This window comes from Mesorhizobium australafricanum, assembly GCF_033977265.1.
GTDB lineage: Bacteria > Pseudomonadota > Alphaproteobacteria > Rhizobiales > Rhizobiaceae > Mesorhizobium > Mesorhizobium australafricanum.
Map to the genome: position 1 here is coordinate 129,483 of NZ_JAVIIT010000005.1, position 18,519 is coordinate 148,001.

The window sequence follows — 18,519 nt, forward strand, 5'->3', positions numbered from 1 at the left end:
ATCAGGAGAAAAAAGATGGACTATCGACCTCTCGGCGCTTCCGGCCTGAAGGTGCCGGCACTTTCCTTCGGCGCCGGAACCTTCGGCGGCTCCGGCCCGCTCTTCAGCCACTGGGGCAACAGCGACGCAAAGGAGGCACGCCGCCTCGTCGACATCTGCCTGGAGGCCGGCGTCAATCTCTTCGACACCGCCGACGTCTATTCCAACGGCGCGTCGGAGTCGGTGCTGGGCGAGGCCATCAAAGGCCGCCGCGACGCGGTGCTGATCTCGACCAAGACCGCGCTGCCGATGGGCGACGGCCCGGCCGACTGGGGCTCGTCCCGTTCGCGGCTGATCCGCTCCGTCGACGCGGCGCTGAAGCGCCTCGGCACCGACTATATCGACCTGCTGCAGCTTCATGCCTTCGACGCCTCGACGCCGGTCGAGGAAGTGCTGTCGACATTTGATCACCTCGTGCGCTCAGGCAAGCTGCGCTATGTCGGCGTGTCCAATTTCTCCGGCTGGCAGGTGATGAAGTCGCTCGCGCTCGCCGAAAAGCGCGGCTACCCGCGCTACGTCGCCCACCAGGTCTACTATTCGCTGGTCGGCCGCGACTATGAGTGGGACCTGATGCCGCTTGGCCTCGACCAGGGCGTCGGCGCGCTGGTGTGGAGCCCGCTCGGCTGGGGCCGGCTGACCGGCAAGATCCGCCGTGGACAACCCTTGCCGCAGAAGAGCCGGCTGCACGACACCGCGAGCTTTGGCCCGCCTGTCGAGGACGAGCATCTCTTCAAAGTGATCGATGCGCTCGAAGCGGTCGCCGCCGAGACCGGCAAGACCGTGCCGCAGGTCGCCATCAACTGGCTCTTGCAGCGGCCGACCGTGTCGTCGGTCATCATCGGCGCGCGCAACGAGGAGCAGTTGCGGCAGAACCTCGGCGCCGTCGGTTGGGCGCTGACACCGGAGCAGATCAAGGCGCTCGACGGGGCCAGCGCGGTGACGGCGCCTTATCCGTATTTCCCCTATCGGCGCCAGGAGGGTTTCGCCCGGCTGAACCCGCCGGCGGTGTGACTATGTCGCGACCGTCCCTATCAGGGCGATCGTGAACATTTGCGATTAGCCGTCGCCTCGCAACTTCGTCATCCACGGGCGAAGCAGCCGCGAAGCGGCGTCGCGAAGACCCGAGGATCCATGCCGTTACCTTGATCGCAGGCGCGGCGGCGCAGAATTCTGGACCGTCGCAACACTTCAGGGTCGCGGCATGGATCCTCGGGTCTGCGCCGCGTCGCTTCGCTCCTTGCTCCGCCCGTGGATGACGAAGCGATGGGCGTTTCCGCCAATCACTCGCGGTCGATAGGATTCCTGCGCAACTACACCCTAGTGAAGTACGAACTCGCCATCCACCTTCCGCCACTCGTTCGGCGCGATCAGTTTCTGGTGCGTATAGGTCACCGAATGCAGCGGCCCGTCGAGCTTCGTCTTCCAGAATTCGATAAAACGGATCAGCACCGGGAACGTCGGCGCGATGTCGTAGTCCTGCCAGACGAAGCTTTGCAGCAAATGCGGGTGGTCGGGAAAGTGATAGAGGATCTTGGCCGTGGTCAGCCCGTAGCCTCTGAGCATCAGGTCCATTTCGGAATGATCGCGCATTGCAGCCCCCAGATTTGATTCTCCTTTCCTCCCAACACGAAATTGTGCGCGCTATTGCTTACCCGTCTATTGATATTCTAGTGATCGCCTTCGGTTTTGTCACGAAAAAACATATGCTTAGCAGCGACCGCAGCCGACTGCTGACAGCATTCCGCGGCTGCCCCTGCGTCATCCCGCCGCGCGAATCCAACGTCTAATATTGCCGTCACGGCGGAACTGTTAATAATGCCCGCGAATTCGTGGCCGCTTCGCCGCGATGCCGCCGGCCGTCAAGCCGGCGGAACGCTTCGGGAGGAAAAGCAAGAAATGTCCGATGTGCATGTCCACCGCGTCCAGCCGGCGTGGAAGAAGAACGCGTTGATCGACAACGATACCTACCTCAAATGGTATGCCGACAGCGTGAAAAATCCAGACAAGTTCTGGGGCAAGCACGGCAAGCGCATCGACTGGTTCAAGCCTTTCACCAAGGTCAAGAACACCTCCTTCAACGGCAAGGTATCGATCAAGTGGTTCGAGGACGGCCAGACCAATGTTTCATGGAATTGCATCGACCGGCATTTGAAGAAGCGCGGCGACCAGACCGCCATCATCTGGGAAGGCGACAACCCTTATGACGACAAGAAGGTCACCTATAACGAGCTTTACGCGCATGTCTGTCGCTTCGCCAACGTGCTGAAGAAGCACGGCGTCAAGAAGGGCGACCGCGTCACCATCTACATGCCGATGATCCCGGAAACGGCCTATGCGATGCTCGCCTGCACCCGTATCGGCGCCATCCATTCGGTGGTCTTCGGTGGCTTCTCGCCCGATGCGCTGGCCGGGCGCATCGACGACTGCAAGTCGACCATCGTAATCACCGCCGACGAGGGCCTGCGCGGCGGCAAGCCGATCCCGCTCAAGGACAATACCGACAAGGCTATCGACATCGCCGCCAAGGCCGGCACGAAGGTCGAGAAGGTCGTGGTCGTGCGCCGCACCGGCGGCAAGACCGGCTGGGTGCCGGGCCGCGACGTTTGGTACCACGAGGAGGCAGCGACCGTTAAGGCCGAGTGCAAGCCGGAGAAGATGAAGGCGGAAGATCCGCTTTTCATCCTCTACACCTCCGGCTCGACCGGCAAGCCGAAAGGCGTGCTGCACACCACCGCCGGCTATCTCGTCTATGTCTCGATGACGCACCAATATGTCTTCGATTACCATGACGGCGACATCTACTGGTGCACGGCCGATGTCGGCTGGGTCACCGGGCACAGCTACATCGTTTACGGACCTTTGGCCAACGGCGCCACGACGCTGATGTTCGAAGGCGTGCCGAACTATCCCTCGCAATCGCGCTTTTGGGACGTGATCGACAAGCACCAGGTCAACATCTTCTACACCGCGCCGACGGCGCTGCGCGCGCTTATGGGCGCCGGCGACAGCCATGTGAAGAAGACCTCGCGCAGGTCGCTGCGCGTGCTGGGTACCGTCGGCGAACCGATCAATCCGGAAGCCTGGGAGTGGTATTACAACGTCGTCGGCAACGCCAAGGTGCCGATCGTCGACACATGGTGGCAGACCGAGACCGGCGGCATCATGATCACGCCGCTGCCGGGCGCCACCGACCTCAAGGCCGGCTCCGCCACGCGGCCCTTCTTTGGCGTCCAGCCGCAGCTGGTCGACGGCGAAGGCAAGGTGCTGGAGGGTGCCACCGACGGCAATCTCTGCATCACCGATTCCTGGCCCGGCCAGATGCGCACCGTCTATGGCGACCACGACCGTTTCGTGCAGACCTATTTCTCGACCTACAAGGGCAAATACTTCACCGGCGACGGCTGCCGGCGCGACGCCGACGGCTATTACTGGATCACCGGCCGCGTCGACGACGTCATCAACGTCTCGGGCCACCGCATGGGTACGGCCGAAGTCGAATCGGCGTTGGTCAGCCACGACAAGGTTTCCGAAGCCGCCGTCGTCGGCTATCCGCACGACATCAAGGGGCAGGGAATCTACTGCTATGTCACGCTGATGGCCGGCGCCACGTCGAGCGAGGACCTGCGCAAGGAGCTGGTCTCGCATGTCCGCAAGGAGATCGGCGCCATCGCCACGCCCGACAAGATCCAGTTCGCGCCGGGCCTGCCGAAGACCCGCTCGGGCAAGATCATGCGGCGCATCCTGCGCAAGATCGCCGAGGACGATTTCGGCGCGCTTGGCGACACCTCGACGCTCGCCGATCCGGCCGTCGTCGACGACCTCGTCGCCAACCGGCAGAACAAGAAAGGCTGATGACGGGCGAGGCAATCCTCGGCACCGTCAGCCAGCTCTGGCGCTATCCGGCGAGCTCGCTCGCCGGCGAGCGGCTTGACGCCATCTCCGTCGGACTGAAAACCGTGGCCGGCGACCGGCTGTTCGGGCTGGTCGATGCGGCCGACGGCGAGATCGCCAGGCCCGACCGGGAAGCCAGATGGCACAAGGTGCCGATGATCCGCACCCGGCTGAGCGAGGCCCCGATGAGCAAGGAATGGCGGCTCGAAGTGGCCGTTCCCGGCGGCGGCTGGCTGCCGGCGCCCGATCCTGAAAGCGACCGCGCCGTATCCGCCTTTCTCGGCTTCGAGGCCTCCATCCGTCCCTTCGGCGCTGAGAACCCGGCTCCCTCCTATGCCGGCCCGCGGACCGAAGCCCGCTATGCCAAGGCGCCGATCCATCTGCTCACCACCGCCTCGCTGGCCAGGCTGAAGGCGTTGCATCCCGAGGGCACGCCCGACCCGCGCCGCTTCCGCCCCAACATCGTCGTCGACATGGTTCCGGTCGAAGGCGCCTTTCCCGAGACGGAATGGATCGGCAGGAAACTCGCGGTCGGCGATCTGCTGCTCACCGTCTCCGAACCCTGCCGGCGCTGCGGCTTCACCATCATCGCCCAGGACGGTTTCGACAGCGATCCCGGCATCCTGCGCAATCTCGTGCGCCACAATGCCCATAATCTCGGCGTCTATTGCACGGTGGACAGGCCCGCGCGCGTCGGGATCGGGGCGCCCATGCGCTTGATGGACTGAAGCAGGTCGTATCTCGCGCTACCGGTACAAATCCGCTCTTGTCGACGGCAGGCCGCTAGGGCCGCGGGCGCGCCTGGTGGCGACGGTCTGGAAAATCTGCGCCGAGGCGCGCTCGAAGGTGATCGAGCAACCCGTCAGATAGAGCAGCCACAGCCGCGCCTTGGGCTCGCCGACCTCGGCGATGGCCTCGTCGAAGCGCGCGTGCAGGCGCTCCGCCCACAGGCGGCAGGTGCGCGCATAATGCTCGCGCAGGTTCTCGACATCGTAAACCAGGAAGCCGTGCGCCTCGAGATTGCCGAGCGTCATGCCGATCGTGTCGAGCTCGCCGCCGGGGAAGATGTATTTGATCAGCGCCTTGTATTCCGGCCCCTTGCGCAGGGTCTTCTTCGGGTCGCCCTTGCTGCGCCGGGTGATGGCGTGGTGCAGGTAGATACCGCCTGGTTTAAGGAGGCGGTGAACCGCCGAGAAATAGGTCGCATGATTGGCGAGCCCGAGATGCTCGAACATGCCGATGGACGAAATCTTGTCGAAGGCGCCGGAGAGCTCGGTGTAGGATTTTATGTCGATGGCGATCCGGTCCTCGAGACCCTCGGCGCGGATACGCTCGCGCGCCAGCTTCGTCTGCTCTTCGGACAGCGAAACACCATGGCCGATAACACCATAATTCTTCGCGGCATGGATGAGCATCGCACCCCAGCCGCAGCCGATATCGAGCAGCCTTTCGCCGGGCTTCAGCCTGAGCTTGCGGCAGATATGATCGAGCTTGTCGATTTGCGCCTGGTCGATGCCGTTGGCGAAATCCGTGAAATAGCCGCAGCTGTAGACCATGCGCTCATCGAGGAAGAGGCGGTAGAAGGCATTCGAGATGTCGTAATGATGCTCGATAGCCTGCTTGTTCGACCCGCTGACGAAGGGATTGCGGCCGGAGAGATCGCTGCGCGCCGTCATCTGTTTTCGCGAAAACAGTACCGCCGGCAGGTCGCGCAGGATCGCCAGCTTGGGGAGGGATTTGAGCTTTGTCTTGAGCTTGCCCTGCGAAGGCAGGGCGTAGAAATCGAACAGCGTCCCTTCTTCGATGTCGACGGTCTTGGAGATCCACATCTCGACCAGCGTCGAGAAGGTTGGCCGCCGCACAAGCTGCCAGACAATGTCCTGATCGTTGATGGCGAGCACCGGGCCGCCGGCAGGCCCGATCCGCTCGCCGGTCCATAGCCTGACCGCGAAACCTGGCTTCAGCGTTTCGACGACCCTGCGTACGATCCGCGCGGCTCTGTCGGCGGCGTCCATTCCCGGCTCCTCCCGATACGTCGAACGCCCCATTCCCCAGGCGCCACTGTCGTCCACCGGCCCGGGGACCGCAATCCCGATATGTTGCGCAAAAGCACCGCGGGCAGAGGATTTGCCACCTGAGGCATGGCCATTCCGCAGCGGCACCTTGTCATTTGCCGCGACGCACCCCATCATGAGGGTGTCTTCAACCAATCGAAAGGAGGTGATCCGATGTCGAGTGATTTCGTTTTCCAGAACGTGAGCTCAGCGGATTGCACTTTCGGGAAGCAGTCTTCCCGTTAAGGCGCGAGATGCGCGGCAGGTGACCCGAAGGGGTCGCCGCCATGAGCCGCGTCACGGACGGAAACACGGAAGGCCGCCGGCTTCGTCAAGAAGCGGCGGCCTTTTCCGTTTGTGCTGGAGTTTCAGGTCACCGACTGACGGTCAGCTTTTCGATGTTGCGGCTGATTTCGCCGAACGCATCCGACAGTTCGGCGCCGTCGGCGGCCTCGTAATAGTGCTTCAGGGCGGACGTGTCGGCGGTCGAGCAGTCTTTCAGAACGGACTTGGCCTGATCCCGTTCGGTCGTGGTCATCGCCGGATCATTGAGATCGAAGCCGATGGTGAATATCTCGATGCCATCGCGTTTCATATTATCGCAGATGGTTTCGGCATTAGCGCGCGACTTTTGGCCTTGGTCCTGCGACCTGGATGCGCCGCGCGCGCCGGCGAAGGCAGTGTTGAACTGGCCATCCGTCATTAGGATGGCGATCTTGGCTACCCTGTTCCGATCGAAGTTGGCGGGACCAGCGCCCAGGCGGGCACCCGTGATTGCCGAACGCCAGGAAGGCGAGAGCATATAGTAACCCCATTGCGCGGCAATGCCGCCTGCGGTGACGCCCCCGGCCTGAAAACGATCGATTGCCGTAAGCAACTTGTCCTCATCGGCGGTCAGCGGAACCAGGGCAGCAGTGGGACATACCCTCATGCGGTAATCGCGGTTGACTTTGGCCAAATAGATCTTTCCCTGGTTATCCCGGCGCTGCGTGTAAGGCCCGTCCGATGAATAGTCGGCGTAGCCGTCCTTGTCCTTACGCTCGGTTGCACAATTGTCGGACACCGTCGCGGAAACCGATACCGCGGCATCAATCGGCGGCGGCACTTTCGGCCCCATCTCGGCCTCGACGAAGACGGTATCGGCTAGGACGCCCGTATTGACGGCCTCGGCGTAGGGGATGATCGACACTCGAATCCGAGGATCGCTGGGATCCCGGTTCTGATCCAGGAGATCCTTGACCGTCTGTGACGCGGCTGCCTTCAAGTCGCCGATCTTGTTGGTCTTGGCGCGCCGGTTGGCGGCCATCGAACCGGTGACGTCGAGCATCATCGCGACCTCGACCGTCTTGTCGGAATAGAGCGCGGTGGTCGAAGCGGTCACGCGCCGCATGTTGTCCGTGCTGAACAGCGGGAAAAAGAGGCCGACATCGGCATGCGCGTCCGCCTGCACCGTGCTGGCCGTCCTGTCGACGGTAAGTTTGTCCAGCACGATCTGGTTGGCCTGCAGGATGCCGGCTGTGCTGTTGGCGTCGAGAAACGCCTGCACCATTTTGTTGGCATCGCTTTCCGTGATGACGCCGAGGGTGAGATCGCGGGCCGTCGAGGTCACGGCGGCGTCGACGACGCCCTGCAAGCTCGATCTCGCATTGTAGAGCTGCGAGATATTGACTGCGAATCCCACTCCCAGCGCAAGGACCGACGCGGCAACTCCGAACAGAACCGCGAAATTGCCCTCGCGATTGCGGGCAAAGCCGTCCACCCCACGAACGACACCTTTGAACCGCCGCATCCCTTCCGCCTCCTGTCCGCGGCTTCGTGCCGCTCGACCAGGGCGGTGCAGGATTTCGGCCAGACCTGGCCGGCAGCCGTCGAACGACGCTTAACGGTCGGTTAATCCATTGTTTTTGCTAGATTTTGTGAAATTTAACGGTGAATGGGAAGTAAACAAAAATGCGCTGGCGAGGCGACCTTCATGAAGCGCTTACCATGATCTTTATGGCCGTCGCCGGCGTTCCCTCTTCGGCACAATCCGGCTGTGCCGAAGCGGGTCAGCGGCTGCCACGAGCCGCGATGAAGCAGGCACTGAAGCGTAGGAAGCCGCCATGCGCAGGCGCCATCACCTGAATATCGATAGACCCTACGCCAGCATCTGCGCGCTGGCCGTCCGGTTGACGCCGTGATGCGGAGGATTGAAGCGGTTGCCTTCCTGCTCGTAGGTCCAGACCTTGAACAGGGTGAGCCGGTGCGGACCGAAACTGTGCAGCAGCGGCACGTCGGTGGCGTCGCGGCCGCGCGCGATGACGACCCGGCCGATGCGTGGCCGGTTGTGACGCGGATCGAACGTGTACCACTTGCCATCGAGGAAAACTTCCATCCAGGCCGAAAAGTCCATCGGCGCCGGATCGGCCGGCACGCCGATATCGCCGAGATAGCCGTTCACGTAGCGCGCCGGAATGTTCATGCATCGGCAAAGCGCGATCGCCAGATGCGCGAAATCGCGGCAGACGCCCACGCGTTCGTCATGCGCCTGGGCGGCCGTGCGGGTGGCGCGCGCATAGCCGTAGCCGAAGGAGAGCCGGCTGTTGACGTAGTCGACGATCGCCTGAACGCGCGTCCAGCCGGGCGGCAAATGCCCGAAAAGCTGCCAGGCGATATTGCTGAGGTGATCGGTCTCGCAGTAACGGCTGCCGAGCAGATAGACCAGCACATCGTCGGGCAGTTCCGCGACCGGCGTCTCCCGAGCCAGCACATTGACCGTGTCGGTCTCGCCGCTGTCCTCGATTGCCGCGTCGTAAAGGATGCGGAAGCTTCCGGCGGGCGCTGTGAAACGACGGCAGATATTGCCTTGGCTGTCGCGATAGGTCCGGGTCGGCAACGAAGGCGAGGTCAGAACCCGCGTCTGCCGTTTGATGTCGGCATGCCGGTCGGGGTGGATATCGAGCAGCGAGATGATCGGCGTCGCCGCCGCGCATTCGATTGCGATTTCGTAGCCGAGCCGGATCAGCATCGCATGCCCCCTTTGGTAATTTTGGAAAGACAGCCACTTCAACGCAACGAACCGGAGGTTGTTCCCGTGCGGAATCGAAATGCCCGCATCTGTCTTCTCAGGCGGTGCCGGCCAGTCTAAACTGAGTTTTACGTTCCCCCTCCCCGAAAACGATTCTCCAGGACATCCTATGTTTGCAGGCTCAAAGTTCGCCGCCTTCCTTTTTGACATGGACGGCACGGTGCTCAACTCGATCGCCGCGGCGGAACGGGTGTGGACAAAGTGGGCACAGCTTCACGGCCTCGATGTGGCGAGCTTCCTGCCGACGATCCACGGCAAGCGCGCGATCGAGACGATCGCCGGATTGATGCTTCCGGGCGTCGACGCGGTTGCGGAAGCCGACGCGCTGCTCAAGGCCGAAGCCGACGATCTCGAAGGCATCGTCCCGATTCCCGGCGCCGTCGCGTTCCTGAAATCGCTGCCGCCGGAGCGCTGGGCCATCGTCACTTCGGCGCCGCGCGAGCTGGCGCTGCTGCGCATCAAGGCGGCCGGCATTCCGGTTCCCGCCATGATGGTGACGGCGGAAGATGTGACCCATGGCAAGCCCGCGCCGGACTGCTTCCTTCTGGCGGCAAAGCGTCTCGGCGTCGAGGTGCGCGACTGCCTGGTGTTCGAGGATGCGCCGGCGGGCATCGCGGCGGGCGAGGCTTCCGGCGCATCGGTGATGGTGATCAGCGCCACGCATGTCCATCCGATGCACACCCCGCACGACAGCATTGCCAGTTACGATGAAATCGGCATCGCGGTGGACGACAGTGGTTTCATCGTTTTGTCGCCAACCCAGGCGGCGGCCTAGTCCCTCGTGCAGAGACTTTGACGGATTGGAGACTTGTCGGCAGGCGAGATTTTCACCGTTCATTTCGCCGAATCAACCAAACCTTCGCGATTGGCCGAAGCCTACGAACTTCGTCATCCACGGGCGGAGCGAAGCGCAGACCCGAGGATCCATTCCGTGACCTTGGCCGAGGAATGCAGCGGAGCAGAATACTGCACCGTATCAACGCCTCGAAGTCACGGCATGGATCCTCGGGTCTGCGCGCGTCGCTTCGCTCCTTCCTCCGCCCGTGGATGACGAAGTTCATAGGCGTTCAGCCAATCGCCAAGCAAGCAATCTGCGTGACCACCGATCACTGCGTGACCACCGACCAAGATTTCCGCTCGAAAACCGGTACTCGTCAGAAGTCGCTGGTGAGCCCCTTGACCTCCCAGTCGCCATAGCGCCCGGGTTCCTTGCCGCCGCGGCCGCCGATTTCCTTCGGCAGCTGCGCTTTCGCCGCTCGATACTTTTGACGACGAGCATCAGCCTCTGCTAACGCCCGCTGCGCTTCCGGTGTCAGCGTTTTTTCCGGCTTGTTGCCGTCAACGGAAGCTTCGGTTTTGCCTGTCTCGTCAGTCATGTGATACTCCCGCCGATTGAAACGGAGACCGGCGTCTCCCATCATATAGCCATGACGACAGAAGGATCGACCCCTATTGATGAGCATCGGAATATCCCGAAAACCGGATTCCATTTTTCGGTCCGATGCTCTGGCCCCCTCCGCCACCAAGCCAGACGGATGAAACGATGAACACGCTTCGTACCGCCATGCTTCTTGCCGCGATGACGGCGCTGTTCATGGGCGTCGGCTATATGATCGGCGGCTCGAGTGGCATGATCATCGCGCTCTTGATCGCCGCCGGCACCAATCTGTTCAGCTATTGGAATGCCGACAAGATGGTGCTGTCGATGAACCGTGCCGTCGAGGTCAACGAGAAGAACGCGCCCGAATATTACGCGATCGTCCAGGCGCTGGCGAAGCAGGCCGGCCTGCCGATGCCGAAGACCTACCTGATCGACAACCCTCAGCCCAACGCCTTCGCCACCGGCCGTAACCCCGAGAACGCCGCCGTGGCCGCGTCCACGGGCCTGCTTGAGCGGCTCTCCCATGAAGAGGTCGCGGCGGTGATGGCGCATGAGCTTGCCCATGTGCAGCATCGCGACACGCTGACCATGACGATCGTGGCGACGCTTGCCGGCGCCATCTCCATGCTCGGCAATTTCGCTTTCTTCTTCGGCGGCAATCGCGACAACAACAACCCGTTCGGCTTTGTCGGCGTGCTGGTCGCCATGCTGGTGGCGCCCTTCGCCGCGATGATCGTGCAGATGGCGGTGAGCCGCACCCGCGAATACGAGGCCGACCGGCGCGGCGCCGAGATCTGCGGCAATCCGCTGTGGCTGGCCTCGGCGCTCGACAAGATCGCGCGCGGCGCTGAGCGCATTCCCAACGCCGATGCCGAGCGCAATCCGGCGATGGCGCATCTCTTCATCATCAATCCGCTCTCCGGCGAGCGCATGGACAATCTGTTCTCGACCCACCCGAGCACGGATAACCGCATCGCGGCGCTGCAGGACATGGCGCGCGAAATGGGTGGCGCATCGCAAGCCACCCGGCGTCAGGCTTCGCCTCCACCCATCCAGCCCGAGGAGCCGCCGGCCGGTCCATGGGGCAAGCCAGCGGAGCCCGCGCCGCCTGCCGAACCAGCGCCACCGAAGCCAAATCCCTGGGGCCGCAATCCGACCGGGCCGCGCAATGTCCGGTCGAAAGGTCCCTGGTCGTGACGCCGCCGAGGCGCGGACATTCAGGCAGTCCGCAACACAATGCCGATGACGAGAGCATCGCCGGCCTTCCCGCGCGCAAGGCCGCGGCGCGGCTGCTTGCCGCCGTCATCGATGCCCGCACACCACTGGACGGGTTGACCGACAACGAGCACGGTCATCCGCAGTACAAGGCGCTGGACGGCCGCGACCGCGCGCTGGTGCGCGCCATCCTGGTCACCGCGCTGCGCCATCGCATGACCATCGCCGGGCTGCTGGGCAGGCGCTTGGAAAAGCCGCTGCCGCCCAATGCCACCGCGCTCTCGCATATCCTGCATGTCGCCGCCGCGCAGATCCTGTTTCTCGACGTTCCCGACAGCGCCGCGGTCGACCTTGCCGTCACCCACGCCAAGTCCGATCCGCGCACCACGCGCTTCTCCGGCCTCGTCAACGGCGTGCTGCGTTCGCTTGCCCGCGCCAAGCAGGCCGAGCTTGCCCCGGCACTTGCCGCCACCCGCGAGGCGCCGCAATGGTTTTCCGAGCGCCTGACCGCCGCCTACGGAGCCGACAAGGCGCGCGCCATCCTTGCCGCGCACCGTCACGAGGCGCCGGTCGACTTCACCGTCAAGGCCGATCCCGCGCTCTGGGCCGAGCGTCTAAGCGGCATCGTGCTGCCGACCGGCACGGTGCGTGTCGAGAAGCTTTCCGCCAACGTTGTCGACCTCCCCGGTTTCGCCGACGGCGCCTGGTGGGTGCAGGATGCCGCCGCCAGCCTGCCGGCGCGCCTGTTCGGCGACATCAGGGGCCAGCGCGTCGCCGATCTCTGCGCCGCGCCCGGCGGCAAGACGGCCCAGCTTATCCTGGCCGGCGCCGGCGTGACCGCGGTCGACACCTCGAAAAACCGGCTGGCGCGGCTGGCGCAGAATCTCGACCGCCTCGGTTTGATAGCCGATCTCGTCCAGACCGACCTCCTGGACTACCGGCCGGCGCAATTGTTCGACGCCGTTCTGCTGGACGCGCCCTGCTCCTCGACCGGCACCGTGCGCCGTCATCCTGACGTGCCGTGGACCAAGACCATGGCCGATGTCGAAAAGCTCGCCGACCTCCAGCGCCGGCTGCTTGCTCACGCCGTTACGCTCGTCAGGCCTGGCGGCCGCATCGTCTTTTCCAACTGCTCGCTCGACCCCATAGAGGGCGAGGAGCTTTATCGTGCTTTCATTGCCGAGACTCCCGGCGTGATCGCCGATCCGATCCACCCGGGCGAGTTCGCAGGCATCGATTCGTACGTCACGCCCGAGGGCACGCTACGCACGACGCCAGCCGATCTGGCCTTGGGATCGCCAGCGATTTCAGGACTGGACGGCTTCTTCGCGGCCCGGATGAGACGGGTAGCGTAGGATTCTTGGCACTGAAGCGTTGCCGGTTGCGAATCGCACGCTTCGGCGATTAGCCGAGGCTTTCGAACCTCGTCATTCTATGGCGAAGCAAGGAGCGAAGCGACGCGGCGCAGACCATAGAATCCATTCCGTGACTTCGAAGCGTTGCGACGGTGCAGAATTCTGCTCCGCTGCGCCCTTCGGCGGCGGTCACGGAATGGATCCTCGGGTCTGCGCGCCGCTTCGCGGCGCTCCGCCCGTGGATGACGACGTCGCGGAGGCTTCGGCCAATCGCAAACCTTGGCATCGAAACGAGAAGTGAGATCCTGGCAGCGCCGACCCGGTTTCAAACCGGCCTGCCGCGGAATTCATGGGATTTGCGGCGATTGTGCCAAGATTGCCGGCTTACTGAACGCCGCAACGGCGGAGCAGACACCCGCGCACTGCAACGCGGCCCCTATCGCTTCTGCGGGAGACGGCAACCGCCCTTCGAACATGAAGCCGTAGGCAAGGCCGAACACCGTTTCGGCAACGATGAGTTGCGCCGATAGTGCGAGCGGCAGGCGGCGGGAAGCGACGGCCCAGCACCAGGTTGCGAACCAGGAGCCGGCCAGTCCCATCAGCAGCGCCCATCCGATGAAGCGGAAGAACTCGAAAGCCGAGGCCGTATTCGCCAGCCCGAAGGAGGCCAGCGGCAACAGGAGCAGGCTTCCGATGGCCGCACCGATGCCTTGTAGCCCTGTCCACCGCAGCCCGTCCGGTGCGTCGTCTGACCGCATCACGGCCGCGTTTGCCAGCCCGTAGGCAATCCAGATCGCCAACGCCGCGGAGCTGGCGAGAATGCCGAGTATGATCGACGCCGCATCGGAAACGGCCGCCGCGCTGATCGTCACGGCATTGACCATAGCGACGCCTGCCGCGATCAACATCAATGGCAGCGCGAGAGCCTGCCACGGCACGGACCGGTCCCTGACGTTGGCGATGATCGCCAAAAACACTGGCATTGTGCCGATGACAACAGGCGGGATGGCCGCGCCCGCGAGCTGCACGGCGAACGAGGCGCTGACGAAATACCCCACATATCCCGCACCGCCGAGAAGCAGGCCTGTCACGAGCCGGGAAAGCGCAAAGCCGGTGGGCCGGAACCGTCTATCGAGCATCAGGAGGAGGCAGGCCAAGCCGAAGATGCCATAGCGTGCAATGGTTAGATCCCATGCCGTAAACGGGGCGACGGCCCGAGGCGCGACGAAGGTCAGGCCCCACAAGGCGCAAGTGGTGAGGCCGGCGATGATCCCGAGCAGCATGACTTTCTCCTGTTGGAGTCATCATGCAATTTGACCGGCCGTTTTATATGGAATGACAAGGGATAATCGGCTAGTTTCCATACCATGACGAAGGCAAGACCCCCTCGACACCTTCAATTTGGAAACTCCACGCTAGACGAGACCGACGCGCGCATTGTTGCCGCGCTCGATTCCGATGCGCGATTGTCGATGAGCGAGCTCGCCCGGTCTGTCGGCATGTCGGCGCCGAGCGTGTCTGAACGGGTCCGTAGGCTGGAAGCCGGCGGTGTCGTTCGAGGGTTCACGGTCGATGTGGATACGCGTGCGATCGGCTACGAAATCCGGGCGATGGTGAGGATCAGGCCGCTGCCCGGCAAGCTGCATCTGGTCGAGAAGCTCATTCAGGAGCAGCCGAAGTTTGTCGAATGCGACAAGATCACCGGCGACGATCCCTTTCTTGCGCGCCTAGTCGTTCATTCGATCGAGCAGATGGACGATGTTCTTGAGTCTCTCTCCGAGCATGCCGTCACCAGCACGGCCGTCATCAAAGGAACTTCCGTCAAACGGCGATTGCCACCCCTATAGCGCGCAGGCGTCGCGGCAAACGCTGATGATCGGCAAGAAAACGCAACCAGATCCACTCAACCAGCTGACTTTTTGGAGACGGTCTCCACGCCACCGCGCGAAGCGGTTCACTTAGGCGAATTCCGCCTTCGCATAAGTTCTTGAATCGCATAAGCTTGTGCTTGGGTTATGGGGAAATCAGGAGGGCTATTGGCACTTGTTGCCGGCAGCACGACACGTCTTTGGACGCTTGTCGCGAAGGAGTTCTGGCGCAAGACGCGCCGGCGTTTGCGCGCCGGTCCGCTCTATCGCTGGCGCTATTCCGGGCGCACGCCAGAACGTGTCCTGATCGCTCCGCCGGATTTGCGGCTCGCCGATCCGCAGATCGCGCTGGAGATTTATTATGGCCGCTACCCGCTGTCCGGCCATCTGGTCGAGACCGGCGGCGCCTCGCCCTTTCAGCTCGACGTGCCCAATCGCGGCTGGCAGAAATCGCTGCACGGCTTCCGCTGGCTGCGCCACATGCGCGCCACCGGCACCGAGCTTGCCGCCGCCAACGCCAGGGCCCTGGTGACCGACTGGATCGCCATGCACGGCAACCAGATCTCCGGCATCGCCTGGGAACCGGGAACGACAGCCAAGCGGGTGATCGCCTGGCTGCAGCATTCCTCGGTGGTGCTGCAGGGCGCCGAATTTCCCTTCTACCGCGCCTTCCTCAAATCGCTGGCCGTGCAGATCCGCTACCTGCGCTCGATGGCGCGCGAGATGCCGGATGGCGAGGGCAGGCTGCGCGCCCGCATCGCGCTCGCCTTCGCCGCGCTGTCCCTGCCGGCGCCGGCCTCGGCGCTGCGTTCCGCGACGCGCCACCTGGCCGAGGAGCTGGAGCATCAGATCCTGCCCGACGGCGGCCACATCTCGCGCAAACCGATGGCGGTGCTGGAGCTGCTGGCCGACCTTCTGCCGCTGCGCCAGACCTATGCCAACCAGGCCGAGGCGCCGCCCGCGGCCTTGATCGGCGCCATCGACCGCATGTTGCCGGCGCTGCGTTTCTTCCGCCACCAGGACGGCAGCCTTGCCCGCTTCAACGGCATGGGCGCGACCATCCATGACCGCATCGCCACCATCATGCGCCACGACGACACCGCCGGCGCGCCGCTGCTGCACGCGCCGCATTCCGGCTATGAGCGCCTTTCGATGGGCGGCGTGACGGTGATCGCCGACACCGGCCTGCCGCCGCCGGTCGACGTCTCGAACGCAGCACACGCCGGCTGCCTCGCCTTCGAACTCTCCTCCGGGCGCCAGCATTTCATCGTCAATGCCGGCATCGACACTTACGGCGCCCCGGAATTCCGGCCGCTGGCGCGCGCCACCGCCGCGCATTCGACCGCGACGATCAACGACACCTCGTCGGCGCGCTTCAGCCACTCGCTGCGCGTCAGCGACCTGTTGGGATCGCCGCTGATCGGCGGTCCGCAGCACGTGCCCTGCAAGCGCCTCGACCAGAAGGGCGTGCATGGCTTCATTGCCCGCCACGATGGCTATATCCCGCAATTCGGCTTCCTGCATGAGCGCGAGCTGAAGCTGACCACGAACGGCAACGTACTTGCCGGCCGCGACCGTTTCCTGCGCCCGGGCAATGCCGCGATCCGCAACAACGGTCGCGACTTCGTCACGGTGCGCTTCCACGTGCATCCCGACATCAGCCTGCTGCAGGACGACCACGACCGGCTGACTCTCGCCGCCGCGCAAGGCGACACCTGGGTTTTCAGCTGCGCCGAAGTGGTGCCGGAGGTCGAGGAATCGATCTATTTCGCCGGACTGAGCGGCCCGCGCCGCAGCCGGCAGATCGTGCTCGCCTTCAAGGCCTCGGAGGTCGCCGAGGTTCACTGGCAGCTGACCCGCACCGGCATCGCCGGCTATCCGGAAAACAACTGAGTTCCGGACAAATCCGGCTGCGAGCTTGATTTCCGAGATTCACTTGATTTCCGAGACTCATATGCTAGGGCCGGCCAACGCCCCCAACAGCCGTGAAAGGCCTCCGCATGGCCGTGCCCACAAAAAACATTCCGGCGCCCGACCTCGTTCCGGTGCGCCGGGCGCTGCTTTCCGTCTTCGACAAGACCGGCCTGATCGATTTCGCCAGGGCGCTCGCCACTTCCGGCGTCGAGCTGGTTTCGACCGGCGGCACGGCAAAGGCCATCGCCGAAGCTGGCCTGGCGGTGCGCGACGTTTCCGAGCTCACCGGCTTTCCCGAGATCATGGACGGCCGGGTGAAGACCCTGCATCCGTCGGTGCACGGCGCGCTGCTCGGCATCCGCGACGATGCCGACCATGCCAAGGCCATGCGCGACCATCACATCGAGCCGATCGACCTTGTCGTCTCGAACCTCTACCCGTTCGAGGAGGTCCGCCGCTCCGGCGCCGGCTATGCCTCGATCGTCGAGAACATCGACATCGGCGGGCCGGCGATGATCCGCGCCTCGGCCAAGAACCACGCTTACGTCGCCATCGTCACCGATCCGGCCGACTATGCTTCCGTCGTCAACGCATTGGAGATGAATCTCGGCTCGCTGTCTTTGGATTTCCGCAAGAAGCTGGCGGCCAAGGCCTTTGCCCGCACCGCCACCTATGACGCGGCGATCTCAGGCTGGTTCGCCGAGGCGCTCCAGATCGAGCACCCGACATGGCGCGCTTTCGGCGGCCGGCTCGACCAGGTGATGCGCTATGGCGAGAACCCGCATCAGGGCGCCGGCTTCTACCTGTCGGGCGACAGGCGGCCGGGCGTCGCAACCGCCAGGCAGTTGCAGGGCAAGCAGCTCTCCTACAACAACATCAACGACACCGACGCCGCCTTCGAGCTCGTCGGCGAGTTCGATCCCGCCCGGTCGGCGGCGATCGCCATCATCAAGCACGCCAACCCCTGCGGCGTCGCCGAAGGCGCGACGCTGAAGGCGGCCTACGCCAGGGCGCTGGCCTGCGACCCGGTCTCGGCCTTCGGCGGCATCGTCGCTATGAATCGCATCCTCGACGCCGAGGCGGCGGAAGAAATCGTGAAGACCTTCACCGAGGTCATCATCGCGCCCGACGCCACCGACGAGGCGGCCGCGATCGTCGCCGCAAAGAAGAACCTGCGCCTGCTGGTCACCGCCGGCCTGCCCGACCCGCGGGCCGCCGGCACGCTTGTCAAATCCGTCGCCGGCGGGCTGCTTGTGCAAAGCCGCGACAACGCCGTCGTCGACGACCTCGAGCTGAAAGTGGTGACCAAGCGCGCGCCGACGCCGGCCGAGATGGCCGACCTCAAATTCGCTTTCCGCGTTGCCAAGCACGTCAAGTCCAACGCCATCGTCTATGCCAAGGACGGGGCGACGGTCGGCATCGGCGCCGGCCAGATGAGCCGCGTCGATTCCTCGCGCATCGCCGCCCGCAAGGCGCTCGACGCGGCCGAAGCGGCCGGCCTCGCCGAACCGCTGACCAAGGGTTCGGTGGTTGCCTCGGACGCCTTCTTCCCCTTCGCCGACGGCCTGCTGTCTGCGATCGAGGCCGGCGCGACGGCCGTCATCCAGCCCGGCGGCTCGATGCGCGACGACGACGTGATCGCCGCCGCCGACGAGCACGGCATCGCCATGGTGTTTACCGGGGTAAGGCATTTCAGGCATTAGCGCCCTCTGCCTTCTCCCACAAGGGGAGAAGG

At 64.0% G+C, this 18,519-nt stretch carries 15 protein-coding genes; 9 read left to right on the forward strand and 6 right to left on the reverse strand.

The features are described 5' to 3' along the window. Positions 1-15: 15 nt before the first annotated feature. On the forward strand, positions 16-1,050 hold the full coding sequence (locus RFM98_RS11970; RefSeq protein ID WP_320309063.1) for an aldo/keto reductase: 1,035 nt from the start codon (positions 16-18) through the stop codon (positions 1,048-1,050). A gap of 306 nt (positions 1,051-1,356) precedes the next feature. Here the strand turns inward: RFM98_RS11970 and RFM98_RS11975 are convergent, their stop codons facing one another. Further along, the gene (locus tag RFM98_RS11975; protein ID WP_320309064.1) at positions 1,357-1,629 is read right to left on the reverse strand and encodes an usg protein; all 273 of its coding nucleotides are present in this window, start codon (positions 1,627-1,629) and stop codon (positions 1,357-1,359) included. Between the two features lie 306 nt (positions 1,630-1,935). Between RFM98_RS11975 and acs the strand changes: the two genes are divergently transcribed. Both acs and RFM98_RS11985 read left to right on the forward strand, forming a co-directional pair. Beyond that, positions 1,936-3,891: an acetate--CoA ligase gene (gene acs, locus RFM98_RS11980; RefSeq protein ID WP_320309065.1), complete on the forward strand. Its 1,956-nt coding sequence runs from the start codon at positions 1,936-1,938 to the stop codon at positions 3,889-3,891. Further along, a complete protein-coding gene (locus RFM98_RS11985; protein ID WP_320309066.1) occupies positions 3,891-4,658 on the forward strand; it encodes an MOSC domain-containing protein in 768 nt (255 codons plus the stop codon). The genes acs and RFM98_RS11985 overlap by 1 nt, the downstream gene beginning before the upstream one ends. Before the next feature lie 18 nt (positions 4,659-4,676). Here RFM98_RS11985 and RFM98_RS11990 read toward each other — a convergent pair whose 3' ends face one another. The 3 genes from RFM98_RS11990 to RFM98_RS12000 form a co-directional block, all read right to left on the reverse strand. Then, positions 4,677-5,945, reverse strand: coding sequence for a class I SAM-dependent methyltransferase (locus tag RFM98_RS11990; protein WP_320309067.1), 1,269 nt, complete (start codon positions 5,943-5,945; stop codon positions 4,677-4,679). Between the two features lie 412 nt (positions 5,946-6,357). Then, complete coding sequence (locus RFM98_RS11995; protein WP_320309068.1) at positions 6,358-7,773, reverse strand: pilus assembly protein TadG-related protein; 1,416 nt, start codon at positions 7,771-7,773, stop codon at positions 6,358-6,360. 348 nt (positions 7,774-8,121) lie between these two features. Then, positions 8,122-8,991 carry a transglutaminase-like domain-containing protein gene (locus tag RFM98_RS12000; protein ID WP_320309069.1) on the reverse strand — a complete coding sequence of 290 codons (870 nt, stop codon included), beginning with the start codon at positions 8,989-8,991 and terminating at the stop codon, positions 8,122-8,124. Between the two features lie 169 nt (positions 8,992-9,160). Between RFM98_RS12000 and RFM98_RS12005 the strand changes: the two genes are divergently transcribed. Next, entirely contained in the window at positions 9,161-9,826 is a 666-nt protein-coding gene (locus tag RFM98_RS12005) for an HAD-IA family hydrolase (RefSeq protein ID WP_320309070.1), read from the forward strand. Between the two features lie 379 nt (positions 9,827-10,205). On the opposite strand, the gene RFM98_RS12010 is transcribed toward RFM98_RS12005, so the two are convergent. Further along, positions 10,206-10,427, reverse strand: a complete 222-nt coding sequence (locus tag RFM98_RS12010) for a DUF1674 domain-containing protein (RefSeq protein WP_320309071.1) — start codon at positions 10,425-10,427, stop codon at positions 10,206-10,208. A 167-nt stretch (positions 10,428-10,594) separates the two neighbouring features. On the opposite strand from RFM98_RS12010, the gene htpX reads away from it, so the two are divergent. Continuing rightward, on the forward strand, positions 10,595-11,629 hold the full coding sequence (htpX, locus tag RFM98_RS12015) for a zinc metalloprotease HtpX (RefSeq protein WP_320309072.1): 1,035 nt from the start codon (positions 10,595-10,597) through the stop codon (positions 11,627-11,629). Beyond that, complete coding sequence (locus RFM98_RS12020) at positions 11,620-13,002, forward strand: RsmB/NOP family class I SAM-dependent RNA methyltransferase (protein WP_320309282.1); 1,383 nt, start codon at positions 11,620-11,622, stop codon at positions 13,000-13,002. The genes htpX and RFM98_RS12020 overlap by 10 nt, the downstream gene beginning before the upstream one ends. Positions 13,003-13,349: 347 nt before the next feature. Here the strand turns inward: RFM98_RS12020 and RFM98_RS12025 are convergent, their stop codons facing one another. Further along, complete coding sequence (locus RFM98_RS12025; protein WP_320309073.1) at positions 13,350-14,285, reverse strand: DMT family transporter; 936 nt, start codon at positions 14,283-14,285, stop codon at positions 13,350-13,352. Positions 14,286-14,369: 84 nt separating this feature from the next. Between RFM98_RS12025 and RFM98_RS12030 the strand changes: the two genes are divergently transcribed. The 3 genes from RFM98_RS12030 to purH all read left to right on the forward strand — a co-directional run bounded on the left by RFM98_RS12030 (position 14,370) and on the right by purH (position 18,487). Then, positions 14,370-14,849 carry an Lrp/AsnC family transcriptional regulator gene (locus RFM98_RS12030; RefSeq protein ID WP_320217733.1) on the forward strand — a complete coding sequence of 160 codons (480 nt, stop codon included), beginning with the start codon at positions 14,370-14,372 and terminating at the stop codon, positions 14,847-14,849. Positions 14,850-15,017: 168 nt separating this feature from the next. After that, entirely contained in the window at positions 15,018-16,763 is a 1,746-nt protein-coding gene (locus RFM98_RS12035; RefSeq protein WP_430682296.1) for a heparinase II/III family protein, read from the forward strand. A 107-nt stretch (positions 16,764-16,870) separates the two neighbouring features. Continuing rightward, on the forward strand, positions 16,871-18,487 hold the full coding sequence (purH, locus tag RFM98_RS12040; protein ID WP_320309075.1) for a bifunctional phosphoribosylaminoimidazolecarboxamide formyltransferase/IMP cyclohydrolase: 1,617 nt from the start codon (positions 16,871-16,873) through the stop codon (positions 18,485-18,487). The last annotated feature ends 32 nt before the right edge of the window (positions 18,488-18,519 follow it).